Genomic DNA, 25429 nt, shown 5'->3' with positions numbered 1-25429 from the left:
GACAAGTAACCGTAGGGTCAAGGGGAGGCAAAATCGTTCGTCGTGATGGCCTTGGTTCATCTACATGAACGCATCATCTCGGCTCATCGCATCAACTCCCCCGCGTTGACCAGCAAGGACTGCCCGGTGATGGCCCGTGCCCGGTCCGACGCCAGGAACACCGCCGCATCGGCCACGTCCGCGTCCGTGGCCAGCTCGGGCAGCGCCATCCGCCCGGCCAGCCGCTCCAGGACGGTCGCCTCGTCCACGTCCTCCGTTTGTGCCGTGAACCGGACGTACGCCTGCACCGGCGGCCCCCACATCCAGCCGGGCAGCACGGTGTTGACGCGGATCCGGTACGGCCCGAGCTCCCGCGCCAGCGAGTACATCGCGCTCGTCAGCGCCCCCTTCGAGGCCGCGTACGCCGCCTGCCGCACCTGCGAGGGGGCGGCCACCGCCGACTGCGTCCCGATGAACACGACGGATCCACCGGCCTCCTTGAGCGACGGCAGACAGGCCCGGGTCATCCGCAGCGTGCCCAGCAGGTTCACGTCGAGGACGGACCGCCAGGACTCGAAGTCTGCGTCCTCGAGACCGCCGAAGTAGCCGTCCAGCGCGGCCACATGGACGACGGCGTCGATCCCGCCGAACCGCTCCCGCGCCACCCCGGCCAGCGCCTCGCACTGTGCCTCGTCACGGATGTCCGTGGCGCGGTACACGGTGCACGCACCGCCGGGGTCGATCTCGGCGGCCGTCTTCGCCAGGCTCGCCTCCGTGCGGGCCCCGAGCACGACCCGCCCGCCGTCCCGCACGACGGCCGCCGCGACCTGCCGCCCGAGCCCGGCCCCGACCCCCGACACGACGACCGTCTTTCCCGCGAGCAGTGACATGGCAGGACCTCCCCGGACCGGACCCTGGTGTTCTATCTGACGGAGCGTCAGAGTATGGGTCAGTCACCGACGAAGGGGAAGGGCATGAGCGAGGACACCCGCAGCGAGCTGTACGCCGAGCTGGCCGCCGTCGGCCCCTACGGCACCCACCCCGGGCACGCCCTCATCACCATGGTCGAGCCGCATCCCGGCCACGAGTACGCCTACAACCGCTGGTACGAGGACGACCACTACTACGCCGGCGCGATGGCCATGCCCTGGATGTACGCGGGCCGCCGCTGGGTGGCGACCCGGGACCTCCAACTCCTGCGCTACCCCGAGAAGTCGGCGATCGCCCAGCCGGTCACCGCGGGCTGCTACCTCTCGACGTACTGGATCACCGCCGGCCGCTACGACGACCACATGCGCTGGACGGTCGCCATCAACAAGCGCCTCAACCGGGACGCCCGCGTCTACCACGACCGCACCCACGTCCTCACGGCGTTCCAGAACCACGAGGCGACGGTCTACCGCGACGGGGCGGCCGGCCCCCGGGACGTCCACGCCCTCGACCACCCCTACGCGGGCCTGGTCCTCCAGGTCGTCGAGGCCGGCACCCCCGAGCAGCGCGCCCCGCTCCTTCAGTGGCTGCGCACCCGCCACCTCCCCAAACGCCTGGCGGGCTCCCCGGCCGCGCTGGTGACGCTCTTCCGCCCGACCCCCCTGCCCGGCGACCGCATGACGTACGTGAAGCAGGTCGAGGGCGTCGACACCCGGCTGACACTGCTGTGGTTCCTCCAGACGGACCCGCGGGAGTGCTGGGAGCCCTGCTTCACGGACCTCGACGCGGCGGTGGCGGAGTCGGGCCTGGGCAGGGTGGAGCTGGTGGCCCCGTTCATCCCGACGGTGCCGGGCACGGACACGTACGTGGACCTGCTGCGCTGAGATCGGCGCGGCGCGGTGGGCGCACCCGAGGGGACCCGGCGTGGTGCGCGAGCGGCTCAGAGGGTGAAGAGTGCGGCCGCGTTGTCGTGGCACACGGCTCGGAGCCACTCCTCGCCGAGGTCCAGCCGTTCCAGGGCCCGGAGCTGGTGCAGGTACGGGTAGGGGATGTTGGGGAAGTCGGAGCCGAGGAGGATGCGGTCGCCGAGCGCGGCGAAGCGGGGCAGGGCCTCGCGGGGATACGGCATGAAGTCCTCGGTGAAGTCCGTGAACGCCATCGTCGTGTCCAGCCGCACCTCGTCGTACCGCTCGGCGAGGTCGAGGAACTCCTCGTACTCGGGCATGCCCATGTGCGCGACGATCAGCCGCAGCCTCGGGTGCCGCGCCAGCACCCGCGCGACGGGCTCGGGACCGGTGTGCTTGCCGGGCGCGGGCCCGGAGCCGCAGTGCATCACCACGGGGATCCCGGCCTCGGCCAGCACCCCCCACGCCGGGTCGAGAGACGCGTCGGCCGGGTCGTACGCGCCCACCTGCACATGTGCCTTGAACACCCGCGCCCCCGCCGCCACGGCCTCACGGACGTACGTCTCCACATCCGGCTCGGGGTAGAGCGTGGCGGTGTGCAGGCAGTCGGGGGTGCGGCGGGCGAAGTCGGCGGCCCAGCCGTTCAGCCACGTGGCCATGCCGGGCTTGTGCGGGTAGAGCATCGAGGTGAAGGCCCGCACACCGAAGTCCCGCAGCAGCTCCGCCCGCTCCTCCTCGGCCTTCCGGTACGTGATCGGCCACTCCAGCCCGCCGACCAGCGGCCCGTTGCCGTCGAAGTAGTCCCACACCTTGTGCAGCACGCGCTCCGGCATGAAGTGGGTGTGGACGTCGATCAACCCGGGTAGCCCGAGCCGGCCCCAGAACCGGCGTATCTCACCGGCCTCCTCGGACGCCTTGCGCTGCTCACTCATGCCGATCTCCGTCACGGGGTGCGGTCCCACTCCCCGAAGCCGCGGAGCAGGGCGGTGGAGTCACCGTAGTAGGAGGGCATCTCCACCGCGTGATCGGCTCCGGAGTCCTCCGTCACACCCAGGTCCCGGCGCATCGCCTCCCGCATGGCTCAGCTGATACAACGCGGACACAACACCCACATTCAGCCAGCAGGTCCGCCACAAGGAGCGGCCGTTCAGTCGAGGCGACAGTTACAGAGTCCGCAAGACCACAAGTGGATGCTGATACTCAGCAGGGACCAGGTCGAAAACCTGACCGGGTGTCAAGCCCTCGTACTGCCGGTCATCGACGAGTGCGACGTTGGGCAAGAAGCCGTCCTTACTGGGTGAGCACAGCGCCTCCCGCAGAGCGTCCCAAGCACCGTCCGTCGAGAATTCGGTGCGCACAACAAGCGGTTCCAAAGTGCACGGGAGCTGGTTCATCCGTGGAAAGTACCGTCAACCCGTCGAACCTAAGCGGTCACAGCACTAGGTCGACCCTCCTGTGCGGCGGAACCACCAACTTCGTCTTGTTGAAGAGCACGACGCTCACCTCACAGATGAGAGGAAGCAGAAGGATGGCGAGTGCTGCCACCAAGAAGATGGGGCACTGGCATCAGTGTCCAGTGGCGCCAGCCAAATCAGGAGGGCGGCGCCGCAGAACTCACTACGGCGGGCTGCGCTTTGGAGCACCTCCAGGCCCGGACGCTGACGGATGGCGACGAGCCAGACATCATGGATGTCGAGCGGTTCTGCGAGCGGGCTCGCGAGCTGTTCCGAGCACTCAACAACAGCCTCGAGGGAAGCGCGGCAGTCTTCTTCTCTCTCCCGCGCCCTCAACGCCAGGTTGGAAAAAAATCCCTGCGCCGAGGAGCCTGGACCTGCACGAGCTTTTTGTGTCACGACGTAATCGGCGGTCAATCCGATCCGAAGTTACCCAGTAGCGCGGTATACGCACCCTCGGCCGCTCGACCATCAGCCGTGCCAGGCGGCGTGTGGGAGAAAAACGCCTGGGTCGTGCCACTGTGGATTATGCGTCCAGAATGAAGCACAGTCACATAGTCGGCCTCTTCAGCCAGATCTGCGACATCGTGAGTGGACAATAGTATGTCAACTTCACCGGCAAGACCATTCAGAATATCACGAAAAACCCTCCGTTGATGCGGATCCATTCCTGCCGTAGGTTCATCGAGTAGAAGTACGCGCGCCTCGTGAACGAGGGCTGCGGCTACACCTACACGCCGCAACTGCCCACCAGAAAGTCGAGTTGTCTTGGTCTGAGCCTTCTTGGTGAGTTCCACTCGAGCCAACGCTTTCGCCGCACCATCCCAGGCATCACGGCGACTCATGCCCTTCAGCCATCCGACGTAGGCGACGTATTCACGACTAGTCAGAGAAGGCATGGGGGTGATGGTCTGTGGCATCCAAGCCACCTGGCGACGAAAAGCTTTCGTGCTCGCATCAGCGCCGGCTACCCGAACGGATCCTACGCTCGGCTTGATGACGGAAGCCGCCAGCTTAAGAAGCGTAGACTTTCCAGCACCGTTGGGGCCGAGCAGGACAGTCAGGCCTCGCGGCAGGCTGAAGCTGAAGCTCTCCAGCACTGGTGGCTGCCAACTTCGGTAGGAGTAGCTGCACGAATCTAGTTCGAGGGTCATGAGGCAGTCCTTGCAGTGCGATAGAGAGAATGGGCACCCGCGATATAGACAAGGAAAGCAATCAGCAGAGCATGGGGTGCATTCCAAGGGTCAGGAACCACGGCCCAGGGGTACGGTTCGTTGGCCGACCGAAATCCAACAAAAACAACTAGGAAAAGCCAAGCCACTGGGATCATTGCTGCAGCCGATCCAGCCACGGTTCGCCCGAGCAGCATTACCCCAGTCAGGAAGAGTACGTTTCGCCCCAGAGATGCCAACTCGGGCGCGTTAAGGAGGATACTCAGCCCAACCCCGATAGCCGCAGTAATAGCGACTGCCGTAACCGTGAGCGCCAAGTCCATGATCGCCACGGGACGAACGCTGGAAGCCTCGGGCGCTGGAGCCCTGGAGTCCAGCATCATTGATAGTGCGGCCACAAAGGGTATTGGCACGAACATCACGATGCGCACCTCGATCATTCCCCCAGACCCAAAGGACGGCAGCGGGACGGCACTGTCGTGCATGGCCAGGGAGACAAGTACGACAAAGATCAAGCTGGATACGATGAACCTGGGGGCCCGCCGGGCCCTAATCCACCAAATCATCCGTTGTCACAAGCATCAGTGAGGCGCTGCTTAAACCAAGCCACCTGGCCACTAGGACTCTTTTGCAAAACATCCTCGACTTCGCTGCTAATTTCATCGCGCCGAGACTCTTCGCGGTCGAACTGCTCGCCCCGCTGTTTTAGCTTGCGCTCGTATGCGTCCCTCTCCCCCGTGACCGTTGCGGCCCACAAGCCAGCAGCCCGGCTCGCGGTTGGGTCTGGACGCGGGCAGGTGAAGCGCACAGCAGCCTTCATTATTGCGAACCGCACATCTCCCCTTTGGGCGGATGCAGTTAGTTCAACGCGCCAAGTGTGAGCCGTGGACGGCCGATAGAAACGACCATCAGCCAATCGGTCGGTGATGACTACAGGGATATCGCGCATACCGGCACTGCGAAAATCGGACAGAACAGATTTGGCTTTCTCGCGCACCTCTGGCAAGTCCTCTGATGTTACTGAAGGCATGCAAACTTTAGGCGCCCGCCCCAGACACTTCATGGGGGTGGCCCCAATGGCCACTGGTGCGGTTGGCCCCCAATTTTCCGTAAGGCTTTGGGCGACCCTCGGACCGACGACAGATATCGCACATGCCAAGACAACGCGGAGAATCAGCCACTTACTTGGAAGCCACATCAACGCAACGGCAATTGCCACGCTTCCTGTAAGCAGAAGATGAGGCCAGACGCTGGCGTAAGAGATTTGTTCGCCAAACTGAAGAGAGCCCGTGAATTGTCCAGATGCGTGACGAATCCAGAATGGCTCCGTTGTTACCGAGAAGGCGACAGCGATGAAGGTTACTACCGCCATCATTGGAGCAGCGATCTGCCGGGGCACACGGAAACCAATACCGAAGCCTATTGCGGCATGGGCAATCGTGAGGATAAGAGCCAGCTCAAGTGGTCTGATGCTTACGGCAGTAGGAAACACACCTTCTTGCAGCAAGGCAATTGTTACAGGGAGTGTCAGCATCAGCCAACTTAGGCAGATCACGGGTAGGAGCGCTTGCGAAGCGATTGCAAGGCGCGAGCGGACAGGCGCGAGCTGCCATACCTTCGCAGCCGTCAAGCGACCACTCTCGGTCGCCGCCAACGCAGAGGCAGTAGCGTAGGCGAAGGCATACATGGGAGTCAGCGCATCGCTGACGATCATAGGAGCGTAACCCAGGTAGCTTTTGGGGAATTCGTCCCCTGCAGCGAAGTAGTAGAAGAGGGTTAGCCCTAGCGCAAATGGTGACGCCCAGAAAGCGCTACTGGTACGCAGAGAAACTCGAACCTTCAACATCGCTCTCCGAGGATGTGCAGTAGGGAATGGGGCCGATTACGCCCCATTCCTTACTGGCGGATTTAGTCTGCTAGAGTAGTGTCGACATAGAATTTATCGACGTCAATGGTGTTCGAGTCGCCACTGTCGATCTTGCCGAGCTCGAAGTAGTAGTCACCCGATGTTAGGTCATTCCAAGAGCCCCGGCTCACGCCTCCGCTCTTGAAGCAGGCGGTGTACACCTTCGTGCCCATGTTGGGGTCAGGCTGAAAGTCCAGTGCATGGCGAAGGAGCACCTGCACGCTCTGGTGATGAGCCGAATTGCAGTTGTAGAACTCCACTTCGGAGTATTTTTCATCGAACCATTTCGGCGACTCTGCACCAGCCTTTTTGTCCTTTATCTCCCCCCACATGTTAGCGGATGCCGTAGGCTGGAACGCAAGGGACAATGCTGCCGCCATTGCAATAACAGCGCCGACTTTGCGTATTTCGGACATAAAGTTTCCTCCCCTGTCAAGGACATGATCATCCTCGATGTGCAGGATATATGAAGAAGTGATCGTCATGCTTTACAGGTCACCTCGTAGCTGCCGTCCGCCACGTCCGGACCGTCGGGAGCCGCGGCCCACCGCCGGTTCACGGAGTGGTCGAAGGCCAGAGTGTGGGCCAAGCTCCACCGTTTGGTCCTTGATGACCTCGGTGCACGCGGTGAGCTGGATTGGTCCCGGTGCGCGATCGGCTCGGTGAACATGCGGGCCCTGAAAAGGGGGAACTGACAGGTCCGAATCCTGTCGACCGGGGCAAGTACGGCTCGAGGGTCCACTTGATCACCGACTGCACGGGTCTGCCCCTGTCCGTCGGCAGGTTGCGCTAGTAGCGCTTCGTTCGGTTCTGGATCTGCTGGTCGGCAGGGGACGGCCGCAGGTGGTGCAGGTGCCGGTCCAGCACCTCAGCAGGTCCTGAAGGGCATCGAGGACCGGGTGTTCAGGCCGGCATCTGGGCTTTTGGGTCGAGCCGTCGCTGGGTGGGGAAGGCCTGGGCGGCGGTGACGAGGGTGACGTGGTGGTGCCAGGTGCGGCCCCCGAAGTGGTCCAGGCCCAAGCCGTGCTTGATCAACCCTAGACCATGCGACCGGGCGCGTTCCCCTGGTCCGGGACCAGTTCCGCCCACACCGTCTTGCCGTGAGCCGCCGTCTCCACCACCCCCCAGCGGTGCGCGTACGCCGCGACGATCAGCAGCCCGCGTCCGCCCTCCGCGTCCTGCGCGACCGGACCCGGGAGCCGTGGGGTTCGGTCACCCCGGGCGTCGGTGACCTCGATACGGAGCGTGCGGTCTGCGTCCAGCCTCAAGGTGAGCCGGAAGTCCCTGCCCGGGACGCGCCCGTGCAGCACCGCGTTCGACGCCAGCTCGGCCACCACCTGCCGGGCGTCCTCGTACGCCTCGCCCCACTCTTCGAGCTGTCGTTCGGCGAGCAGCCGAGCCAGTCGAGCACCTCTTCGAGTGGCCGACAACTGGATCGCGAAGTGGCGTACGGGGGCGCTGATCCCGGCGAGGAATTTCTGACTCATGTCACCCAGCGTGGCCGCCCGTCCCTACTCTGAACAGCGACGACCCCGGTACGGAGCGTGACTGTCCGGACGCATGGCGGGGTCGTACAGCTCGTACGTCAGGAGGGAAAGGCGTGGAGGACGAGGAAGCGGCGGCCGTACTCAGGACGGTCGGTCGGCAGATCAAGATGTGGCGCGCGGCGGCCGGGCTGAGGCAGGCGGAGTTGGGGGCGGCCATCGGGTACGGCGAGGAGATGGTCTCGTCGGTGGAGCGGGCGAGACGCATCCCCAAGCCGGACTTTCTCGACAAGGCGGATGAGGTGCTGGGGGCGGGCGGCAAGATCGCCGCGATGAGGGAGGACGTGGAGAGGGCCCGGTATCCGAAGAAGGTGCGGGACTTGGCGAAGCTGGAGGACGAAGCCCTTGAACTCGGGGCCTACGACAACCACCAGATCCACGGGTTGCTCCAGACCCCTGAGTACGCGCACGCGTTGTACGCCATGAGGCGGCCTGCCTTCACCGAGGACGAGATCGAACGCCACGTCGCAGCGCGCATGGCACGCAAGGCCGTGTTCGATCGCGTGCCGCGTCCGCTCGTCACGTTTGTCCAGGAAGAGACGACGCTACGGCGGCCGGTAGGGGGCAGAATGGTGCTGCGCCAACAGCTCGAACACCTGTTGGAGGTTGCCAAGTTGCGGCACGTGTCGATCCAGGTCATGCCCACCGACCGGGAGGACCACGCGGGCATGGCAGGCCCGTTCCGGGTGCTGAAGCTCCAGGAGGGCAAGACGCTGGGACACTTCGAGGCCCAGTTGCACAATCGCGTGATCAGCGACCCCCGGGACGCCCAGATCCTCGACATGCGCTATGGAATGATCCGGGCGCAGGCCCTCTCACCCCGAGAGTCCCTGGCCTTCATTGAGAAAGTTCTGGGAGACGAGACGTGACCACTGAACTCGCCTGGTTCAAGAGCAGCTACAGCAGCAACGACGGCCCCGATTGCGTCGAGGTCGCCATATCGAACCCCACCGTCCACATCCGCGACTCCAAGAGCAAGGACGGCGCCCGCCTGGCGTTCCCCGCTGAAGTCTGGGCGGATTTCCTGGAGTTCACGACCGGGCACTGACCGGCGGGGTACACCGGAAGGCCGTGCGTGGGGAGAATGATCGCCATGGCCACCTCCTCCACATCACGCGGCACGCTGTCGCTCGCCGCCACCCTGCTCACCGCGACCATCGCCCTCTACATGGCGCTCGTCGCGTTCGGGAACATCACCGACTTCGGGACCAACCAGCAGTTCGTCCGGCACGTGCTGGCCATGGACACCACGTTCAAGGACGAGGACCTGATGTGGCGGGCCGTCACGAGCCAGGGGCTCCAGGACGCCGCCTACGTCGGGATCATCGTCTGGGAGACCGTCGCCGCGCTGGTCCTCATATACGGGAGCTGGCTGTGGGCCAGACGCGATGACCTGCGTGCCCGGCGGATGTCCACGTACGGGCTGCTGATGGTCATGCTGCTGTTCGGGGCCGGGTTCATCGCGATCGGCGGTGAGTGGTTCTCGATGTGGCAGTCGAAGAGCTGGAACGGGCTGGACGCCGCGACCCGGATCTTCCTGTTCAGCGGGGTCGTACTGCTCGTCAACCAGCTGTCGGCGCCGCGGACGGAGTCCTCCGCTACTTGACCACGGCCACGGTCGTGCCGACCGTGCCGAACGCCCACAGTGCCGTGCCGTCCGCCTTCTTCATTCGGACCCCGCCGGTCTTCCCACCGGAGGCGGCGGGCGGCGGGGAGGACCCGTCGACCGCGTTGGAGAAGGCGACGGAGACGCCGTCCTGTGCGGCGAAGTACAGGATGTGCTCGATCTGGACGCCGTCCGAGCCGGTCGTGGCCGCGTTGCGCGAGGACACCGTGTAGTCGCCCGGGTCGGGGCTGACCGTGCCCGGCCAGACGGTGAACGTTCGGCGGGTCGCCTCGCTCGCGTCCACCAGCCAGACCCGCTTCTCGCCGAGGGAGTAGACGACGCGCCGGCCGGTGCCGGAGCCGTCGGGCACCCTCGCCGGAACGGACGCCGTGGGGGTGGGCTGCGCCGAGGCCGTGCTGCTCGGCTTGGCCGAGGTGGCGGTGGGGTGCGAGCCCCGGTCCGCCTGCACGCCCAGGACCGTCACCGCGGCTATCGCTCCCACGGTCAGCCCGGTCACCCAGGCCCACGAAGGAAGTCGGGCAGGCACCGGCACGCATCTCCTCAGTCACGGGACCCCACACCGAAGGGGGTTCCGATCATCGTACTGCGCACCCGCCGGCCCACTGCCCCCGTGCCCCTCCGCTCCCTCAGGGGCCGTCGGCGGTCTTGCGGACCGGGACCGGGCCCGTGCCGGCGCCGCGGGCGGCGTAGCGCGGCGTGCGCACCGGGGCCGGGTAGGAGAGATGCACCAGCCGGGTCTGCTCCTGGCGCATGTGCATGAGCGACTCGAGGATGTAGCCCACGAGCAGCACGAGCGCCGCGATGGTCATGATCGCGGCGGCGAGGATCGCCGTGGGGACCCGGGGGACGGTGCCCGTCTCGACGAACTCGGCGATGACGGGGATGCCGAGGATGACCGAGACCAGGGCGAGCACGCCCGCGAGCACGGTGTGGACCAGCGAGGGGCGTTCGCGCCGCGCCAGGTCGAGGATGACCCGCAGGATGCGCCAGCCGTCCCGGTAGGTGCGCAGCTTGCTCTCGCCGCCGGCGGCCCGGACCCGGTAGTCCGTGAGGATCTCCGCGGTGGGCAGCCGCAGGTGCAGCGCGTGGATCGTCATCTCGGTCTCGGTCTCGAACTCGCGGGCCAGTGCCGGGAAGGACTTCACGAAGCGCCGCGAGAAGACCCGGTAGCCGCTGAGCATGTCGGTCACGTCGTTGCCGAACAGGGCTCTGACCGCCCCGGTGAGCAGCTTGTTGCCGACCGCGTGCCCGGCCCGGTAGGCCCCGTCGACGGTCACCCGGCGGGCTCCCACGACCTGGTCATACGGCCCCTCGAAGAGCAGGTCCACCAGGTCGCGGGCGCGGGAGGCGTCGTAGGTGTCGTCGCCGTCGATGATGAGCAGCGCGTCGGCGTCGACGTCGGCGAAGGCGCGGCGGATGACGTTGCCCTTGCCCTTGCGGGTCTCCTCCCGGACGATCGCGCCGGCCGCCCGGGCGACCTCCACGGTGCGGTCGGTGGAGGCGTTGTCGTACACGTAGACGACGGCCTCGGGCAGGGCCGCGCGTAGGTCGCGGACCACCTTGCCGACGGCCGCCTCCTCGTTGTGGCAGGGCACGACACACGCGATCGTCGGTTCCACGACCACTCCTCACTCGACCGAGTTCCGCACACGGTTCCGCACACAGTCGGCACCTCATACATCAGCACCTCACACAGTCGGACATAGTGCGATATGAGCGCGCCTGACCGGATGGTGCGCGCCGGGTCGTTACGCTCACCGCGTGCCGGTCCTCGACTCTGTGACGCTGCGTGCGCGTGACGCCATCAAGGGCATCTGGCGCGAGGCCGCCAAGTTCGGCGTCGTCGGGGCCCTGGCCTTCGTCGTCGACAACGGCGGCTACAACCTGCTCGTCTTCGGCCTGCCCGGCGGCACGGAGGGCGGGGTGATGCGGACCGCTCCCGTGCAGGCGTCCGTCATCGCGACGACCGCGGCCGCGCTCTTCAGCTGGGTCGGCAACCGCTACTGGACCTACCGCGGCCGGCACCGCGAGAAGGTGACCCGCGAGCTGCTGCTGTTCCTCGTCGCGAACGGGGTCGGGCTCGCCATCACCGCGGGCACGGTCTACGCCTCGCGGCATCTGCTCGGGCTGGACTCGCCGCTCAGCGACAACACCGCCCGCATCCTCGGCTGGGTGCTCGCGACGCTGTTCCGCTTCTACGCCTACCGGCGCTACGTCTTCGTCGCATCCTGAGCCGCTAACATCCGGCATATGGGACAAAAGCCTACGGTGGCGCGTGCGCAGCGCTGGGTCTGGGTTCTGGCCGCCGTCGCCGCGCTCTGCTGCCTGGCCACGGTCCTCGTCTTCGCCCCCGGCTTCCTGAGCCCCGACAGTCTCGACCAGCTCCGGCAGGCCCAGGGCAAGGCTCCCCTGACCGACTGGCATCCGCCGGTGCTGAGCCTGGTGTGGCGGGCGCTCATCGCCGTGACCGGGTCGATCACGTCGATGCTCGTCCTCCAGTCCGCCGTCCTCTGGGGCGCGCTGGGGGTGCTGGCCGGGTGCGTGTGGGAGCTGACCCGGAGCCGCGGCGGGTCACTCGCCGTGCTCGGCGTGGGGCTCGCGCCCTTCGTGCTGAACTTCGCCGGGGTGGTGTGGAAGGACGTGCACGCGGCGTTCGCGCTGCTCGCCGCCTGCGCGGTCGCCTTCACCGGGCTCCGGCTGCGCGACCGGGACCCGCGTCCGGCCGTGCGGTGGGCGCTGCTCGGGCTGGGGGCGCTGTTCCTGGCCTACGCCATGCTGGTGCGCAAGAACGCCTTCGTCGCCGCGATCCCGGTGTTCGTCATGCTCGTCCTGGCCCTGTGGCGTGCTCCGGGACGCCGTACGTGGCTGGTGTGCACGGCCGCGCTCGCCGCGGCCCTGGTGGTGCCCGCCGCCGCGATCTCCCTGTTCGCGCAGCCCCTCCAGACTAAGCAGGGCGCGCAGATCATGCTCGACGACCTCGTGCACGTGCTGAGCGTGGACGAGCTCCGGTCGGCGGACGTGTCACCCGCCCTGCGGGAGCGGCTCGTGGCCTCCGCGCGCGAGTGCGAGCGCGTCGGCGCCCTCTCCGACGCCTACTGGGCCTGCTACCAGCGCCCGGCGGACGGGCTGCACGGGGACTCCGGCGAGATCACCTCGCTGTGGCTGCGCGAGATGAGCGGGCACGTGCCGGGCTATCTCCAGTACCGGCTGCGGCTCTTCGCGACGCTGCTGTTCGATACCGACTACGTGTACAAGGCGGGCATCACCCGCAACGACCTCGGCATCGGGGTGGCGCACCCTCAGCTGGCGGACATGCTCGGCTCCTACGTCGAGGGCATGGCCTCGGACCTGCGGTGGCTGTTCCGCGGCTGGTTCTGGCTCACGGTCGCGCTGGTGCTGGCCGTCCGCCCCGGCCGCGGCCTGTTCGCCATGCCCGTGCGGGCGCTGGGCATCAGCTCGGCCGCCTACATCCTCGGCTATCTGCCGATCATGCCCGCGACGGACTTCCGCTACGTGTACTGGCCCGCCCTCGCCTGCGCCCTCGGCCTGCTGCTGCTCCTGCTGGGCCGCGGCAGGACCGCACCGCCCCCCGCGGCTCCCGGCGCCACGGCCGGCCGCGCCCTGCCGGCGCATCAGCCGGCGGACGCCGGAAGCCAGTAGGGCGCCGGAAGCCGTCCGGGGAGCCGGTTCAGTCGAGCACCGGCAGCAGTTCGGGCAGATGCCCGTCCGAGGCCGCCGCCGCGCTCTGCCGCTCCTGCGGGACGTCCCCGTAGAGGGTGGTGCGGGGCCTGGCGGGACGCCCGGCCGCGTCCGCCACCGCGATGAGGTCCTTCACCGACTTGTACGAGCCGTACGACGAGCCCGCCATGCGGGAGATGGTCTCCTCCATGAGCGTCCCGCCGAGGTCGTTCGCGCCCGAGCGGAGCATCTCCGCCGCGCCCTCCGCGCCCAGCTTCACCCAGCTGGTCTGGATGTTGGGGATGTGCGGGTGCAGCAGCAGCCGGGCCATGGCCGTGACCGCGCGGTTGTCCCGCATGGTCGGGCCCGGGCGGGCGATCCCCGCGAGGTAGACCGGCGCGTTGGTGTGCACGAACGGCAGCGTCACGAACTCGGTGAAACCGCCCGTGCGCTGCTGGATGCCGGCCAATGTGCGCAGGTGCCCGAGCCAGTGCCGGGGCTGGTCGACATGGCCGTACATCATCGTCGAGGACGAGCGGATGCCCAGCTCGTGGGCGGTGCTGACGACCTCGATCCAGTCGGCCGCGGGCAGCTTGCCCTTGGTGAGGATCCAGCGGACCTCGTCGTCGAGGATCTCGGCGGCCGTGCCCGGGATGGTGTCCAGGCCCGCCTCCTTGGCGGCGGTCAGCCACTCGCGGATGGACATGCCGGTGCGGGTCGCGCCGTTGACGACCTCCATCGGCGAGAAGGCGTGCACGTGCATGCCCGGGACGCGTTCCTTCACGGCCCGCGCGATGTCGAAGTACGCCGTGCCCGGCAGGTCCGGGTGGATGCCGCCCTGCATGCACACCTCCACCGCGCCCACGTCCCAGGCCTGCTGGGCGCGGTCGGCGACCTGGTCCAGGGAGAGGGTGTAGGCGTCGGCGTCGGTGCGGCGCTGGGCGAAGGCGCAGAAGCGGCAGCCGGTGTAGCAGACGTTGGTGAAGTTGATGTTGCGGGTGACGATGTAGGTGACGTCGTCGCCCACGGCCGACTTGCGTACGTCGTCGGCGATCCGGGCGAGGGCGTCCAGCGCGGGTCCGTCCGCGTGCAGCAGGGCCAGCGCCTCGTCGTCGGTGAGCTTCGTCGGGTCGTCGGCCGCCGTGCGCAGCGCCTCGCGTACGTCGGTGTCGATGCGCTCGGGGGCCATGCCCGGGGCGGCGGCCTCGCGCAGGGCGCCCCAGTCGCCGTACACCTCGTCGAAGTCGTCCCGGCGGTCCGAGGTACGGCCCTCGGTGTCGATGGAGCTGTGCAGGTCGGTACGGCCGGACGCGACGAAGACCTCCTCCGGCTCCTGCCACGGCAGGCCCTGCGGCAGCGCCTCGGAGCGCGCGAGGCCGGTCTCCGGGTCGGCCAGCGCGGCCACGTGCGGACGCAGCCGCGGGTCCAGCCAGGGCTCGCCGCGCCGCACGAACTCCGGGTACACGCAGAGGCGTTCCCGCAGCTCGAAACCGGCAGCCCGGGACTTCTCGGCGAGCTGCTCGATCTGCGGCCAGGGGCGCTCGGGGTTGACGTGGTCGATGGTGAGCGGGGAGACCCCGCCCCAGTCGTCGATGCCGGCGCGGATCAGCCGCTCGTACTCGTCGTCGACGAGGTTGGGCGGGGCCTGGATGTTGCCGCTCGGGCCCATGAGGAGCCGGGCGACGGCCACCGTGGCGACCAGTTCGTCCAGTTCCGCGTCGGGCATGCCGCGCATCGCGGTGTCCGGCTTGGCGCGGAAGTTCTGGATGATCAGTTCCTGGACGCCGTGGTACGCCCGCGACACCTTCCGCAGCGCGAACAGCGACTCGGCGCGCTCCTCGTAGGTCTCCCCGATTCCTATGAGGACGCCCGAGGTGAAGGGCACGGAGGACCGCCCGGCGTCCTCCAGCACCCGCAGCCGCACGGCCGGTTCCTTGTCGGGAGAGCCGTGGTGCGGGCCGCTCGGCTCCGACCAGAGGCGGGTCGCGGTGGTCTCCAGCATCATGCCCATGCTGGGCGCGACCGGCTTCAGACGCTGGAAGTCCGTCCAGCTCATGACGCCCGGGTTCAGGTGCGGGAGCAGGCCCGTCTCCTCCAGGATGCGGATGGAGACGGCCCGGACGTAGGCGAGGGTGTCGTCGTAGCCGTGCGCGTCGAGCCACTCGCGCGCCTCGGGCCAGCGGTCCTCGGGCTTGTCGCCGAGGGTGATGAGGGCTTCCTTGCAGCCGAGGGCGGCGCCCTTGCGTGCGATGTCCAGAACCTCGTCCGGCGACATGAACATCCCGTGGCCATCGCGGCGCAGCTTGCCCGGGACGGTGACGAAGGTGCAGTAGTGGCATTTGTCCCGGCACAGCCGGGTCAGCGGGATGAAGACGGACTTGGAGTACGTGATGACGCCGGGCCGCCCGGCCGCCGCAAGGCCCGCGTCCCGCACCCGGGCGGCCGAGGCGGACAGGTCCTCCAACTGCTCGCCCCGGGCCTGGAGCAGCACCGCCGCCTCGGCGACGTCGAGCGAGACACCGTCCCTGGCCCGTTTCAGGGCGCGACGCATGGAGTTCTCGGTGGGGCCGGTTCCGGAGGTCGCGGAGGTCGTCATCCTTCGAGCATACGAGTGCGCTGATCAGGCTCGGGGAAGCCCCGTCAGTGGAACGCCAGCCATCCGATGCCCAGGGCCGAGGTGAGGCCGGCCGCGGCGACGGCGGCCGGTCGGTTGCGGTGCAGGGTGAACCAGACCAGCGCGGCGGTCACCAGCACGGCCGTGGTGCCGATCGCGGCATGCGGCCACCCCTGGCTGTAGCCGTACTCCGTGAAGTGCCGCAGGAGCCAGGAAAACCACCAAAGCCTCAAGACGCTCTCCCCCGTGGAATCAGTGAGCCGGGCCGTCACACCGTTTCGTGCGCGGTGGTCAGCCGCGCACCGGTGTCCCGTCCCGGTTGTTGACCCGCAGTTTAGTAGGGAGCGACAAAGAGCCAGTCAGGCAGGGGAGTTGTCAGAGGTGGGCGGCGAGACCGTCCAGCGCCTTCAGCACCTCCGCCTCCCCCGCCGGAGGCAGCTGCGCCACGACCTCCTCGATGCCGAGGTCGGCGTAGTGGGCGAGCTTGCCCGGGGAGGGATGGACGGCGTAGGGGACGATCTGGAGGGCCCGGGGGTCGCGGCCGGCGTCGGCCCAGACGGTGCGCAGGACGGGCAGCGCCTCGCCGAGACCACGCCCGCCGATCGGCAGCCAGCCGTCGGCGTACTCGCTGATGTGGGTGAACAGCTTGGGTCCGGCGGCCCCGCCGACGAGCGTGCGCGGGCCGACGACCGGGCCGCGCGGCTTCCGCACGGGCTTCGGATACGCGTGGCTGGCCCGGACGCCGCCGAACTTCCCTTCATAGGCGACCGGCCGCTCCGACCACAGGGCCCGCATCAGCGCCATCCGGTCCCGGACCAGCTCGCGCCGGGCGCTCCACCGCACGCCGTGGTCGGCGGCCTCCTCGACGTTCCAGCCGAAGCCGAGCCCGAGGGTGAACCGGCCGCCGGAGAGGTGGTCGAGGGTGGCGATCTGCTTGGCCAGGGCGATCGGATCGTGCTGGGCGACGAGCGTGATGCCCGTGCCGAGCCCGAGCCGCTCGGTGACGGCGGCGGCCTGGCCGAGGGCCACGAACGGGTCGAGGGTGCGTCCGTACTCGGGCGGCAGGTCACCGCCCGCCGGGTACGGGGTGGTCCGCTCGACGGGGATGTGGGTGTGCTCGGGCAGGTACAGCCCGGCGAATCCGCGGCCCTCCAGCTCCCGGGCGAGCCGGGTCGGGGTGATCGTCTCGTCGGTGAGGAAGATCGTCACGGCGATGCGCATGACGTATCTGTACCGGAGGTCGGCCGCACTGTCGATACCGACCGGTCGGACTCGTCCAGACTCCGTTTCGCCGAAATCAGCCGATCCCCTTCCCGTGTACGGGAGTTCACGGCTCAATACAAAGGTTGCACGCACCACCCCCGCACCACCCACGCCATGTCACCGACGACACCTGGGGAGCAGCAGCATGTGCGAGGACAGCCACGGCGGGCTCGGTCGGCGCGCTCTGTTCGTGACGGGAGCGGCGGCCGCGCTTACGTTGGGAAGCGTGAGCTTCGCTTCAGCGGCCGACGGGGACCGGGAGAGCAGAACCGTGCGCGGCACGCTGCCGCCCGGCTCCCCGGACTTCGTGTACGTGCCCGTCGAGGTCCCGGCCGGGGTCCGGGAGCTCAAGGTCGCCTACACCTACGACCGGCCGTCCGTCCCGGCCGGGACCACGGGCAACGCCCTCGACATCGGCGTCTTCGACGACCGCGGCACCGAGCTCGGCGGCCGGGGCTTCCGGGGCTGGTCGGGCGGGGCGCGCACCGAGTTCTTCATCCGCGCGGACGACGCGACGCCCGGCTACCTTCCCGGCCCGGTGCGCGAGGGCACCTGGCACATCGCGCTCGGCCCGTACACCGTCGCCCCGCAGGGCCTGTCGTACGAGATCACCATCACGCTGACCTACGGGGAGCCGGGCGAGGCCGCCGAGCCGGTGTATCCGCCGGAGCGTGCCAAGGGACGGGGCCGGGCCTGGTACCGGGGCGACTGCCATCTGCACTCCTGGCACTCCGACGGCCGTCGCACCCCCGCCGAGATCGGGGAGCTGGCCCGCGCGGCCGGCCTGGACTTCATCAACTCCTCCGAGCACAACACGCACTCCGCGCACGCCCACTGGGCCGACGTGGCCGCGGACGACCTGCTCGTCATGCTGGGCGAGGAGATCACCACCCGCAACGGGCACGTCGTCGCGCTCGGCACCGACCCGGGCACCTTCGTCGACTGGCGCTACCGGGCCCGCGACAACCGCTTCGGCCGGTTCGCCCGGCAGATCCGCCGCGCCGGCGGCCTGGTCGTCCCGGCCCACCCGCACGCCACCTGCGTCGGCTGCAACTGGAAGTTCGGCTTCGGCGAGGCGGACGCGATCGAGGTGTGGAACGGCCCCTACACACCCGACGACGAGGTCGCGCTGGCCGACTGGGACAGCATGCTCGTGGCGTCCGTACGGGACGGGCGCGGCTGGCTCCCCGCGATGGGCAGCAGCGACGCCCACCGCTCCCCGGACGCCGTGGGCAGCCCCCAGACGGTCGTCCTGGCCGACGACCTGACCCGGGAGGCGATCCAGGAGGGCATCCGGGCGGGGCGGTCCTACGTCGCGGAGTCCGCACGGGTCACGCTGTCGCTGCGGGCGTCCGGCGGACGCGGCGAGCACGCGGGCATCGGCGAGCGGCTCACCGTCGGCCGCGACAACCCCGTCACCGTCCGCCTCGAGGTCACCGGCGCCCCGCGCTGCACGGTCCGCCTCGTCACCGACCAGGGCGTCCTGCACACCAGCGACCCGCTGCCGGTCTCCGGCTCGGGCGTGGTCGAGTGGCGCACGACCCCGTCCTACGCGGCGTACGTACGGGCCGAACTGCGGCACGAGGCGGCCGCGGGCCCGCTCCCCGGCGCGCTGGCGGCGTTCACCAACCCGATCTTTTTCGGACGTCAGTGAGATCGGGTGTCGGGCCCCCTTATGTGGAGCACGGACGTAGAGGGCAATCATTGAAGCAGGAGCCGTTGCAGAACCGTGAGAGCTCCGTGCCGAAGGAGACCCGAAGACGATGTCCCGCCGCACCGACCTGAGGTTCCGCGCGACGACGGCCTTCCAGCGCCGCCTCAACCCGATCCTGCGCCGCCTCCCCCTCCAGACGGTCCTGGAGACCACGGGCCGCGTCTCGGGCCTGCCCCGCCGGACGCCGGTGGGCGGACGCCGCGTCGGCGGCTCCTTCTGGCTGGTGTCGGAGTTCGGCGAAAAGTCGCAGTACGTACGCAACATCAAGGCCGATCCGCGGGTGCGGGTACGGATCCGCGGCCGGTGGCACGAGGGCACCGCCCATCTGATGCCCGAGGACGACCCGGTGGCGCGGCTGCGGGGGCTGCCCCGGGTCAACAGCCTGGGCGTGCGGGCCCTCGGGACGAACCTGCTGACCGTGCGGGTGGATCTGGAGGCCTGAGGGGCGTCACCCCGGCCAGACGATCGCCTGCACCTCGCTGTAGGCGTGCAGCGCGTGGCTGCCGACGTCCCGGCCGACACCGCTGCGTTTGAAGCCTCCGAAGGGCGCCTCCATGTTCCGCCCCACGGTGTTGATCCCGACGCCCCCGGCCCGCAGCCGGCGCGCCACCCGGAAGGCCCTGGCCACGTCGCCCGACCAGACGTAGTCGATGAGCCCGTAGTCGGTGTCGTTGGCCAGCGCGATCCCCTCCTCCTCGTCGTCGAAGGGGACGACGGACACCACCGGCCCGAAGATCTCCTCGCGGACCACGCGCATGTCGTTGGTGCAGTCCGCCAGGAGGGTCGGGGCGACGTAGAAGCCGCTGGGCAGATCCGGGCGTTCGCCGCCCGCCACCACCACCGCGCCTTCCTTGCGGCCCAGTTCGACGTACGACTCCACCCGGTCCCGGTGCGCCGCCGAGATCACCGGCCCGACCACGGTGTCCCACTCGCCTGGGTCCCCGACCTTCAGCCGCCGGGCGTAGGCGGCCAGTTGCTCCACCAGCCGGTCGTGGATCCCGCGCTGCGCCAGCACCCTCGTCGGTGCCGTGCAGATCTGGCCGCTGTAGAAGGAGAAGGTGGTGCCGATCCCGGCGACGGCCGAGCCCAGGTCCGCGTCGTCGAAGACGACGGCCGCGCCCTTCCCGCCCAGCTCCATCAACTGCCGTTTCATGCCCCGCCCGCACACCTCGGCGATGCGCTGCCCGACCGCCGTGGAGCCGGTGAAGCTCACCATGTCGACGTCCGGCGAGGCGACGGCCGCCTCGCCGACCTCCGTACGGGAACCGCTGACGACGTTCACGACGCCCGGCGGCACGCCCGCCGCCTCCAGCGCCTCGGCCATCCGGTAGACCGACAGCGGGTCCTGCGGAGCCGGCTTCACCACGACCGTGTTGCCCATCGCCAGGGCGGGGGCGACCTTGCCGGCCGGGTTGGCCCACGGGTTGTTGTACGAGGTGATGCAGGTGACGACCCCGACGGGCTGCCGGACGGCCAGGGCGCCCATCACCCCGGCCTTCCCCATCGGCCCGGCCTCGTTGATCTGGGGCGGGATCGCCCACTCGGCGGGCTCCACGCGCGCGTAGCGCCGGAAACGGGCGGCGGCGACGCCCACCTGCATGCCGCGTGCGGTGCCGAGCGTCGCGCCCGTCTCCGCCCGGGCCAGTTCCGCGTACTCCGTCAGCCGGCCGGCGATGATCCCCGCCGCCCGGCCGAGCACCGCGGCCCGCTCCTCCGGAGAGGTGCGCGACCACGGCCCGAAGGCCTCGCGGGCCGCGGCACAGGCCGCGAGCACCTGATCCCGCGAGGCCTCCGGCGCCCACCCGACGGTCTGCTCGCCCGCCGGGTCGATCACCTCGTGGTGCCCGCCGTCCGGCTCCACCCAGGAGCCGCCGACGAACAGCGACTGCCGTGCCGTCACCGCGTGCTCACCGTCTCCGTGTCCCGCCCGGAGCGCAGCACCCGGCCCGGCACGGCCCCCGTCACCACGTCGTCCCTGATCGCCTCGACCCCGTTGACCCAGACGGCCCGTACGCCGAGCGCCCGCGAGTCCAGCCGGGGGCTGCCGCCCGGCAGGTCGTGCACCAGGGTGGCCGGGCCCGCGTCGATCCGCTCCGGGTCGAACAGGACCAGGTCGGCATGCCAGCCCTCCCTGATCCGCCCCCGCTCCCGCAGTCCGAAGAGCCGGGCCGGGTCGTCGGTGAGCATCTTCACGGCCTGCTCCAGGCCGACCAGCTTCCGCCCCCGCAGGCAGTCCCCGAGGAACCGGGTGGTGTACGGCGCCCCGCACATCCGGTCCAGATGAGCACCCGCGTCGGACCCGCCCAGCAGCACGTCCTCGTGGCTCCAGGTCTGAGCCCGCAGCGCCCAGGACGCCGGATCGTTGTCGGTCGGCATCGGCCACAGCACCGTGCGCAGACCGTCGTTGGCGCAGATCTCCACCAGACAGGCGAAGGGCTCCTGGCCGCGCTCCTCTGCGATGTCGTTCACCACCCGCCCGGTGAGCCCGGCGTTCGCCTCGCTGTAGGTGTCGCCGATGACGTACCGCCCGAAGTTCGACAGCCGCCGGAAGACACCCGCCTCCTTGGACCGGGCCCGCCGCAGCAGCTCGGCCCGCACCCGCGGATCCCGCAGTTTCTCGATCCGCTCGGGCACGGGCAGCCCGAGCACCGGCCCCCACCCGGGGATGAGGTTCAGCGCGCAGAACGTCCCCAGCGACATGTTCATGGGTGTGAGGATCGGCATGGTCAGCGCCACGACCCTGCCGCCGGCCTTCCGCGCCTGCTCGCTCGCGAGCAGCTGCCGGGGCACGCGCTCGGGAACGGCCGCGTCGATCGTCAGCACGTTCCAGTTCAGCGGCCGCCCCGCCACCGCGCTCATCTCCACGAACAGATCGATCTCCGCGTCGCTGAACTGATCCAGACAGCCCGCGACGATCGCCTCGATCTGCGTGCCCTCGCACTCCCCGACGGCCCGCGACAGCGCCAGCAGTTCGGCAGGCTGGGCGTGCCGCGAGGCGACGGGCTGCCCGTCGCCGTCGGAGTGACTGGTCGACTGGGTGGTGGACAGCCCCCACGCCCCGGCGTCCATGGCCTCCCGCAGCAGCCCGACCATCGCGGCGAGCTGCTCCCGACTCGGCTGCCCGCCCACCGCCTCCGGTCCCATCACGTACCGCCGCAGCGCACAGTGCCCCACCATGAACCCGGCGTTGACCGCGATCCGCCCCTCCAGGGCGTCCAGGTACTCCCCGAAGGAATGCCAGTTCCAGGGCGCCCCCTCCTCCAGCGCCACCAGCGCCATGCCCTCGACCCGGGACATCATCCGCCGTGTGTAGTCGGCGTCCCCGGGCCGCTCGGGATGCAGCGGCGCCAGCGTGAACCCGCAGTTCCCCCCGGCGACGGTGGTGACCCCGTGGTTGAGCGAGGGCGTGGCGTACGGGTCCCAGAACAGCTGGGCGTCGTAGTGGGTGTGGGGATCGACGAAGCCGGGGGTGAGGACGAGGCCGTGAGCGTCCTCGGTGGTGGAGGCTTCCTGGATCACCTCGCCGATGACGGCGATCCGCCCGTCCTTGATGCCGACGTCGGCGGTGAAAGCGGGAGTGCCCGTCCCGTCCACGACGGTCACACCCTTGATGACGTGATCGAGCATGCCCACTCAACTCCTCGAGCTGGATGCCCCCAAGGGGCGCGGGGAACTGCGCGACAAGCCATGCACCGCCCGCACTCGCCGGTCGGCCCGCGGCTCTACGGCGATTACGCGCTCTGCCGGAAACGGGACGTTCGGTGCACGGGATCCGTATCGATCTTGGGAATCACGTACTCCCCGACCAACCGAATCGTCTGCAGCGTCTCCTCCTTCGGCACCCCCACCGGCAACCCGAAACTCAACTGATCCGCCCCGGCCCGCTCCCACCGCTCACACTGCCGCAGCACCTCGTCCGGATCCCCGCAGATCAGCAACTCCTCCTCGATGAGCACCTCCACGAACTCCTCGGTGTACTCCGGCAGCGTCTCCGGCCACACCGGAAACCCCTCGGGCCGCGGGAACGTGTCGTGGTACCGGAACACCAGCGAGGGCAGATAGTGCAGCCCCCCGCTCGCCGCGATCCGCACCGCCTCCGCATGGGTCGGCGCGCAGATCGCCGTGGTCGTCACCATCACGTTGTCGTTCACGAACGCCCCGACCGGCTCCGCGTCCACGATCGCCGTCTTGTACTGCTCCAGCACCCACTCCATGTCGGAGACCTTCTGCACGCTGAAGCCGAGCACGCCGAGCCCCTTCTTCGCGGCCATGGCGTACGACGGCGGCGACCCGGCCGCGTACCACATCGCCGGGTGCGCCCCGCCGTACGGCTTCGGCAGGACCTTGCGCGGCGGCAGCGACCAGTGCTTGCCCTGGAAGCCCTGGTACTCGTCCTGGAGCCACATCTTGGGGAACTCGGCGATGGTCTCCTCCCAGAGCTCCTTGGTGTGGTTCATGTCGGTCACCCCCGGCATGAACCCGAGGATCTCGTGCGATCCGGCGCCCCGACCGCTGCCGAACTCGAAGCGGTTGCCGCTGAGGTGGTCGAGCATCGCGACCTTCTCGGCGACCTTCACCGGGTGGTTGACCGGGGCCAGCGGGTTGAAGATGCCGGAGCCCAGGTGGATCCGCTCGGTCGCGTGGGCCAGGTAGCCGAGGAAGACGTCGTTGGCGGACAGGTGCGAGTACTCGTCCAGGAAGTGGTGCTCGGAGGCCCAGGCGTACTTGAAGCCGGACTTGTCCGCCTGGATGACGTACTCGGTCTCCTCCATCAGCGCCTTGTGCTCGGCGAGCGGGTCGGTCTCGGCCCGTTTGCCGACGTATCCCTGAACGAAGATGCCGAATTCCAAGGAGGTTCACCGCCCCTGTGTTTTTCTGACGCCTCGTCAGATTTGTGAGTCAGACTGTTCCACCGGCCTCCGGGAGCGTCAATACCTGACGGAACGTCAGATGACGTTGACCCCGGCCAGCCACCCGCCGTCGATCACGAACGGCTGCCCCGTGATGTACGAGGAGTCCTCCGAGGTCAGGAACAGCGCGAGCCGGGCCACCTCCTCGGGCTGCCCGACCCTGCCCAGTGGCACCAGCGTGCGGTACAGCCGGTCGAGGCCTTTGGACGTCTGCTCCGGGTCGGCGGCGGGGTCCAGCCTCGCCGGGTTGGACATCGCCGTGTCGATGGCCCCGGGGCAGACGGCGTTGACGCGTATCCCGCGCCCGGCCAGCTCCAGGGCGGCGACCCGGGTCAGCCCGACGACGGCGTGTTTGGACGCCGCGTAGGCACCCACCGCGGCCATCCCGGTCAGGCCCGTGTAGGAGGCGGTGTTGACGATCGTGCCGCCGTCGGCCATCTCCGGTGCGACCGCCCTGATGCCCAGGAAGCAGCCCACCTGGTTGACCCGGACGACCTGCATGAACTCGTCGAGGGGGGTGTCGAGGAGGGAGTTGAAGCGCAGGATGCCGGCGTTGTTGACGAGCCCGTCGACCCGGCCGTAGGCGTCCTTGGCGGCGGCGACGGCGGCCTGCCAGTCGTCCTCCCGGCCCACGTCGAGATGGACGTACCGCGCACCGATCTCCTTCGCGAGGGCCTCGCCCTGGTCGTCGAGGACGTCCGCGACGACCACCCGGGCCCCCTCGGCCGCGAAGAGCCGGGCCTCCTGCTCACCCTGGCCGCGTGCGGCGCCGGTGACGATGACGACCCGTCCGTCGAGCTTGCCCATGGGGTCTCCTCACAGCTCGGGGGCGACCTCGGCGCCGAACGCCGCCATCTGGTCGGTGAGTTCGCTGCGGCTCCGGCTGCGGAACCGCACCTGGATCTGGTGCACGCCCATCGCCCGGTACGCCCGCAGCGACTCGGCGAGCTCCTGCGGCCCCCCGGTGAGGGTCCGGCGCCCCACCTCCCACCGGGGCGTGCCGACGTACAGCGGCTCGACGATGGCCCCCACGGTGAACGGGCCCTGCAGAGCGCCCTGTTCGCGCAGCTCCCTGATGCGGGCGATCTGCCCGGGCAGCCGGTCCCTCGGATCCCCCTGCGGCAGCCAGCCGTCGCCCTTGAGCGCGGCCCGTCGTACGGCGGGGGGTGAGGAGCCGCCGACCCAGACCGGGACCCGGTCCTGTGCCGGCCGGGGCCGCTGCCCGAGCCCCTCGAAGTCGTACAGCTTGCCGTGGTGCTCGGGGAACTCCTCGGGCCCGAGGGCGGCACGCAGGGCGTCGAGACACTCGTCGAGCACGGGCCCGCGCTGCCGGAAGTCCACGCCCAGGGCCTCGAACTCCTCCTGGACGTGCCCGGCGCCGACCCCGAGGATCAGCCGGCCTCCGCTGAGGTGGTCGAGGGTGGCGTACTGCTTGGCGGTGAGCAGGGGGTGCCGCAGCCCGACGATCGCGACATGGCTGAGCAGCCGGACGCGTTCGGTGGCGGCGGCGAGGAAGGCGAGTGTGGCGACGGGGTCGTACCAGACGGTGCTCATCGCGGCGGCGAGGCGTCGCGGGATGGCGACGTGGTCGCAGCCGGCCAGGTAGTCGAACCCGGCACGGTCGGCGGCGCGGGCGATCTCCAGCAGGTCGTCGGGCCCTGCCTCCGCCTCCCAGCCCTCGGCGTAGAGGGTGCTCTGCGACTGGACGGGAAGCTGCATCCCGTACCGCAGGC

26 protein-coding genes and 2 pseudogenes are annotated in these 25429 nt (G+C 69.2%); 9 read left to right on the top strand and 19 right to left on the bottom strand.

The features are described 5' to 3' along the window. Nucleotides 1-83: 83 nt before the first annotated feature. Nucleotides 84-869 (bottom strand): SDR family oxidoreductase, encoded by a 786-nt coding sequence (locus tag K4G64_RS11955; protein ID WP_221756007.1) that lies wholly within the window; start codon nucleotides 867-869, stop codon nucleotides 84-86. Nucleotides 870-953: 84 nt separating this feature from the next. Here K4G64_RS11955 and K4G64_RS11950 point away from each other — a divergent pair, with 84 nt between their 5' ends. Further along, complete coding sequence (locus K4G64_RS11950; protein ID WP_221756006.1) at nucleotides 954-1793, top strand: hypothetical protein; 840 nt, start codon at nucleotides 954-956, stop codon at nucleotides 1791-1793. A gap of 56 nt (nucleotides 1794-1849) precedes the next feature. Here K4G64_RS11950 and K4G64_RS11945 read toward each other — a convergent pair whose 3' ends face one another. From K4G64_RS11945 to K4G64_RS11930, 6 genes are all read right to left on the bottom strand, one after another. Beyond that, a complete protein-coding gene (locus K4G64_RS11945; RefSeq protein WP_221756005.1) occupies nucleotides 1850-2746 on the bottom strand; it encodes an amidohydrolase family protein in 897 nt (298 codons plus the stop codon). Nucleotides 2747-2757: 11 nt separating this feature from the next. Then, the gene (locus K4G64_RS40115) at nucleotides 2758-2892 is read right to left on the bottom strand and encodes a hypothetical protein (RefSeq protein WP_260460349.1); all 135 of its coding nucleotides are present in this window, start codon (nucleotides 2890-2892) and stop codon (nucleotides 2758-2760) included. Between the two features lie 85 nt (nucleotides 2893-2977). After that, nucleotides 2978-3208: a hypothetical protein gene (locus K4G64_RS41380; protein ID WP_374206400.1), complete on the bottom strand. Its 231-nt coding sequence runs from the start codon at nucleotides 3206-3208 to the stop codon at nucleotides 2978-2980. A 473-nt stretch (nucleotides 3209-3681) separates the two neighbouring features. Further along, a complete protein-coding gene (locus K4G64_RS11940) occupies nucleotides 3682-4422 on the bottom strand; it encodes an ABC transporter ATP-binding protein (RefSeq protein WP_221756004.1) in 741 nt (246 codons plus the stop codon). Between the two features lie 580 nt (nucleotides 4423-5002). Then, the gene (locus tag K4G64_RS11935; protein ID WP_221756003.1) at nucleotides 5003-6154 is read right to left on the bottom strand and encodes a hypothetical protein; all 1152 of its coding nucleotides are present in this window, start codon (nucleotides 6152-6154) and stop codon (nucleotides 5003-5005) included. Nucleotides 6155-6348: 194 nt separating this feature from the next. Next, a complete protein-coding gene (locus K4G64_RS11930) occupies nucleotides 6349-6831 on the bottom strand; it encodes a hypothetical protein (protein ID WP_221756002.1) in 483 nt (160 codons plus the stop codon). 39 nt (nucleotides 6832-6870) lie between these two features. On the opposite strand from K4G64_RS11930, the pseudogene K4G64_RS11925 reads away from it, so the two are divergent. Continuing rightward, nucleotides 6871-7127: pseudogene (locus K4G64_RS11925) on the top strand (IS5/IS1182 family transposase); the annotation flags it as partial. A gap of 87 nt (nucleotides 7128-7214) precedes the next feature. Here K4G64_RS11925 and K4G64_RS11920 read toward each other — a convergent pair. Both K4G64_RS11920 and K4G64_RS11915 read right to left on the bottom strand, forming a co-directional pair. Continuing rightward, nucleotides 7215-7393 (bottom strand): annotated as a pseudogene (locus tag K4G64_RS11920) (IS701 family transposase); the annotation flags it as partial. Continuing rightward, nucleotides 7384-7833 carry an ATP-binding protein gene (locus K4G64_RS11915; protein ID WP_221756001.1) on the bottom strand — a complete coding sequence of 150 codons (450 nt, stop codon included), beginning with the start codon at nucleotides 7831-7833 and terminating at the stop codon, nucleotides 7384-7386. The pseudogene K4G64_RS11920 and the gene K4G64_RS11915, both read right to left, overlap by 10 nt. A 113-nt stretch (nucleotides 7834-7946) precedes the next feature. Here K4G64_RS11915 and K4G64_RS11910 point away from each other — a divergent pair, with 113 nt between their 5' ends. The 3 genes from K4G64_RS11910 to K4G64_RS11900 are packed head-to-tail and all read left to right on the top strand — an operon-like array spanning nucleotide 7947 to nucleotide 9496. Beyond that, nucleotides 7947-8759, top strand: coding sequence for a helix-turn-helix transcriptional regulator (locus tag K4G64_RS11910; RefSeq protein ID WP_221756000.1), 813 nt, complete (start codon nucleotides 7947-7949; stop codon nucleotides 8757-8759). Then, nucleotides 8756-8938 (top strand): DUF397 domain-containing protein, encoded by a 183-nt coding sequence (locus K4G64_RS11905; protein WP_221755999.1) that lies wholly within the window; start codon nucleotides 8756-8758, stop codon nucleotides 8936-8938. The genes K4G64_RS11910 and K4G64_RS11905 overlap by 4 nt, the downstream gene beginning before the upstream one ends. A gap of 45 nt (nucleotides 8939-8983) precedes the next feature. Beyond that, the gene (locus K4G64_RS11900) at nucleotides 8984-9496 is read left to right on the top strand and encodes a DUF2165 domain-containing protein (RefSeq protein ID WP_221755998.1); all 513 of its coding nucleotides are present in this window, start codon (nucleotides 8984-8986) and stop codon (nucleotides 9494-9496) included. Here K4G64_RS11900 and K4G64_RS11895 read toward each other — a convergent pair. Together K4G64_RS11895 and K4G64_RS11890 are read right to left on the bottom strand one after the other, a co-directional pair. Continuing rightward, complete coding sequence (locus K4G64_RS11895) at nucleotides 9489-10049, bottom strand: hypothetical protein (RefSeq protein ID WP_221755997.1); 561 nt, start codon at nucleotides 10047-10049, stop codon at nucleotides 9489-9491. The genes K4G64_RS11900 and K4G64_RS11895 overlap by 8 nt on opposite strands. 94 nt (nucleotides 10050-10143) lie before the next feature. Next, on the bottom strand, nucleotides 10144-11142 hold the full coding sequence (locus tag K4G64_RS11890; protein WP_221755996.1) for a glycosyltransferase family 2 protein: 999 nt from the start codon (nucleotides 11140-11142) through the stop codon (nucleotides 10144-10146). A 136-nt stretch (nucleotides 11143-11278) separates the two neighbouring features. Between K4G64_RS11890 and K4G64_RS11885 the strand changes: the two genes are divergently transcribed. Together K4G64_RS11885 and K4G64_RS11880 are read left to right on the top strand one after the other, a co-directional pair. Beyond that, nucleotides 11279-11749, top strand: coding sequence for a GtrA family protein (locus K4G64_RS11885; protein ID WP_221755995.1), 471 nt, complete (start codon nucleotides 11279-11281; stop codon nucleotides 11747-11749). A gap of 18 nt (nucleotides 11750-11767) precedes the next feature. Then, the gene (locus K4G64_RS11880; RefSeq protein ID WP_221755994.1) at nucleotides 11768-13177 is read left to right on the top strand and encodes a hypothetical protein; all 1410 of its coding nucleotides are present in this window, start codon (nucleotides 11768-11770) and stop codon (nucleotides 13175-13177) included. A 28-nt stretch (nucleotides 13178-13205) separates the two neighbouring features. Here the strand turns inward: K4G64_RS11880 and K4G64_RS11875 are convergent, their stop codons facing one another. From K4G64_RS11875 to K4G64_RS11865, 3 genes are all read right to left on the bottom strand, one after another. Next, nucleotides 13206-15791: a bifunctional FO biosynthesis protein CofGH gene (locus K4G64_RS11875; protein WP_221755993.1), complete on the bottom strand. Its 2586-nt coding sequence runs from the start codon at nucleotides 15789-15791 to the stop codon at nucleotides 13206-13208. A 44-nt stretch (nucleotides 15792-15835) separates the two neighbouring features. Next, complete coding sequence (locus tag K4G64_RS11870; RefSeq protein WP_221755992.1) at nucleotides 15836-16042, bottom strand: hypothetical protein; 207 nt, start codon at nucleotides 16040-16042, stop codon at nucleotides 15836-15838. A 142-nt stretch (nucleotides 16043-16184) separates the two neighbouring features. Next, nucleotides 16185-17030, bottom strand: coding sequence for a TIGR03619 family F420-dependent LLM class oxidoreductase (locus K4G64_RS11865; protein ID WP_221755991.1), 846 nt, complete (start codon nucleotides 17028-17030; stop codon nucleotides 16185-16187). A 187-nt stretch (nucleotides 17031-17217) separates the two neighbouring features. Here K4G64_RS11865 and K4G64_RS11860 point away from each other — a divergent pair, with 187 nt between their 5' ends. Both K4G64_RS11860 and K4G64_RS11855 read left to right on the top strand, forming a co-directional pair. Further along, on the top strand, nucleotides 17218-18726 hold the full coding sequence (locus K4G64_RS11860) for a CehA/McbA family metallohydrolase (RefSeq protein WP_221755990.1): 1509 nt from the start codon (nucleotides 17218-17220) through the stop codon (nucleotides 18724-18726). A 109-nt stretch (nucleotides 18727-18835) separates the two neighbouring features. Continuing rightward, complete coding sequence (locus tag K4G64_RS11855) at nucleotides 18836-19228, top strand: nitroreductase/quinone reductase family protein (RefSeq protein ID WP_221755989.1); 393 nt, start codon at nucleotides 18836-18838, stop codon at nucleotides 19226-19228. 6 nt (nucleotides 19229-19234) lie between these two features. On the opposite strand, the gene K4G64_RS11850 is transcribed toward K4G64_RS11855, so the two are convergent. The 5 genes from K4G64_RS11850 to K4G64_RS11830 form a co-directional block, all read right to left on the bottom strand. Continuing rightward, complete coding sequence (locus tag K4G64_RS11850; RefSeq protein WP_221755988.1) at nucleotides 19235-20686, bottom strand: aldehyde dehydrogenase family protein; 1452 nt, start codon at nucleotides 20684-20686, stop codon at nucleotides 19235-19237. Next, nucleotides 20683-22413 (bottom strand): amidohydrolase family protein, encoded by a 1731-nt coding sequence (locus tag K4G64_RS11845; protein WP_221755987.1) that lies wholly within the window; start codon nucleotides 22411-22413, stop codon nucleotides 20683-20685. The genes K4G64_RS11850 and K4G64_RS11845 overlap by 4 nt, the downstream gene beginning before the upstream one ends. Before the next feature lie 104 nt (nucleotides 22414-22517). Beyond that, nucleotides 22518-23636 (bottom strand): LLM class flavin-dependent oxidoreductase, encoded by a 1119-nt coding sequence (locus K4G64_RS11840; RefSeq protein WP_221755986.1) that lies wholly within the window; start codon nucleotides 23634-23636, stop codon nucleotides 22518-22520. Nucleotides 23637-23732: 96 nt separating this feature from the next. Further along, entirely contained in the window at nucleotides 23733-24503 is a 771-nt protein-coding gene (locus K4G64_RS11835) for an SDR family NAD(P)-dependent oxidoreductase (RefSeq protein ID WP_221755985.1), read from the bottom strand. Between the two features lie 9 nt (nucleotides 24504-24512). Further along, complete coding sequence (locus tag K4G64_RS11830) at nucleotides 24513-25415, bottom strand: TIGR03619 family F420-dependent LLM class oxidoreductase (RefSeq protein WP_221755984.1); 903 nt, start codon at nucleotides 25413-25415, stop codon at nucleotides 24513-24515. Nucleotides 25416-25429: the final 14 nt, after the last annotated feature.

The sequence above is a fragment of the Streptomyces sp. WAC04114 genome (assembly GCF_019733245.1).
Taxonomy (GTDB): domain Bacteria; phylum Actinomycetota; class Actinomycetes; order Streptomycetales; family Streptomycetaceae; genus Streptomyces; species Streptomyces massasporeus_A.
The sequence above is the reverse complement of the archived record's forward strand: the minus strand, read 5'-3'. Positions and strand labels throughout refer to the sequence as shown.

Coding starts and splice junctions, on each gene's coding strand:
- K4G64_RS11950 (WP_221756006.1), top strand. CDS start 954: ATGAGCGAGGACACCCGCAGCGAGCTGTACGCCGAGCTGGCCGCCGTC.
- K4G64_RS11940 (WP_221756004.1), bottom strand. CDS start 4,422: ATGACCCTCGAACTAGATTCGTGCAGCTACTCCTACCGAAGTTGGCAG.
- K4G64_RS11945 (WP_221756005.1), bottom strand. CDS start 2,746: ATGAGTGAGCAGCGCAAGGCGTCCGAGGAGGCCGGTGAGATACGCCGG.
- K4G64_RS11845 (WP_221755987.1), bottom strand. CDS start 22,413: ATGCTCGATCACGTCATCAAGGGTGTGACCGTCGTGGACGGGACGGGC.
- K4G64_RS41380 (WP_374206400.1), bottom strand. CDS start 3,208: ATGAACCAGCTCCCGTGCACTTTGGAACCGCTTGTTGTGCGCACCGAA.
- K4G64_RS11835 (WP_221755985.1), bottom strand. CDS start 24,503: ATGGGCAAGCTCGACGGACGGGTCGTCATCGTCACCGGCGCCGCACGC.
- K4G64_RS40115 (WP_260460349.1), bottom strand. CDS start 2,892: ATGCGGGAGGCGATGCGCCGGGACCTGGGTGTGACGGAGGACTCCGGA.
- K4G64_RS11935 (WP_221756003.1), bottom strand. CDS start 6,154: ATGATCGTCAGCGATGCGCTGACTCCCATGTATGCCTTCGCCTACGCT.
- K4G64_RS11930 (WP_221756002.1), bottom strand. CDS start 6,831: ATGACGATCACTTCTTCATATATCCTGCACATCGAGGATGATCATGTC.
- K4G64_RS11880 (WP_221755994.1), top strand. CDS start 11,768: ATGGGACAAAAGCCTACGGTGGCGCGTGCGCAGCGCTGGGTCTGGGTT.
- K4G64_RS11860 (WP_221755990.1), top strand. CDS start 17,218: ATGTGCGAGGACAGCCACGGCGGGCTCGGTCGGCGCGCTCTGTTCGTG.
- K4G64_RS11830 (WP_221755984.1), bottom strand. CDS start 25,415: ATGCAGCTTCCCGTCCAGTCGCAGAGCACCCTCTACGCCGAGGGCTGG.
- K4G64_RS11915 (WP_221756001.1), bottom strand. CDS start 7,833: ATGAGTCAGAAATTCCTCGCCGGGATCAGCGCCCCCGTACGCCACTTC.
- K4G64_RS11865 (WP_221755991.1), bottom strand. CDS start 17,030: ATGCGCATCGCCGTGACGATCTTCCTCACCGACGAGACGATCACCCCG.
- K4G64_RS11900 (WP_221755998.1), top strand. CDS start 8,984: ATGGCCACCTCCTCCACATCACGCGGCACGCTGTCGCTCGCCGCCACC.
- K4G64_RS11955 (WP_221756007.1), bottom strand. CDS start 869: ATGTCACTGCTCGCGGGAAAGACGGTCGTCGTGTCGGGGGTCGGGGCC.
- K4G64_RS11855 (WP_221755989.1), top strand. CDS start 18,836: ATGTCCCGCCGCACCGACCTGAGGTTCCGCGCGACGACGGCCTTCCAG.
- K4G64_RS11875 (WP_221755993.1), bottom strand. CDS start 15,791: ATGACGACCTCCGCGACCTCCGGAACCGGCCCCACCGAGAACTCCATG.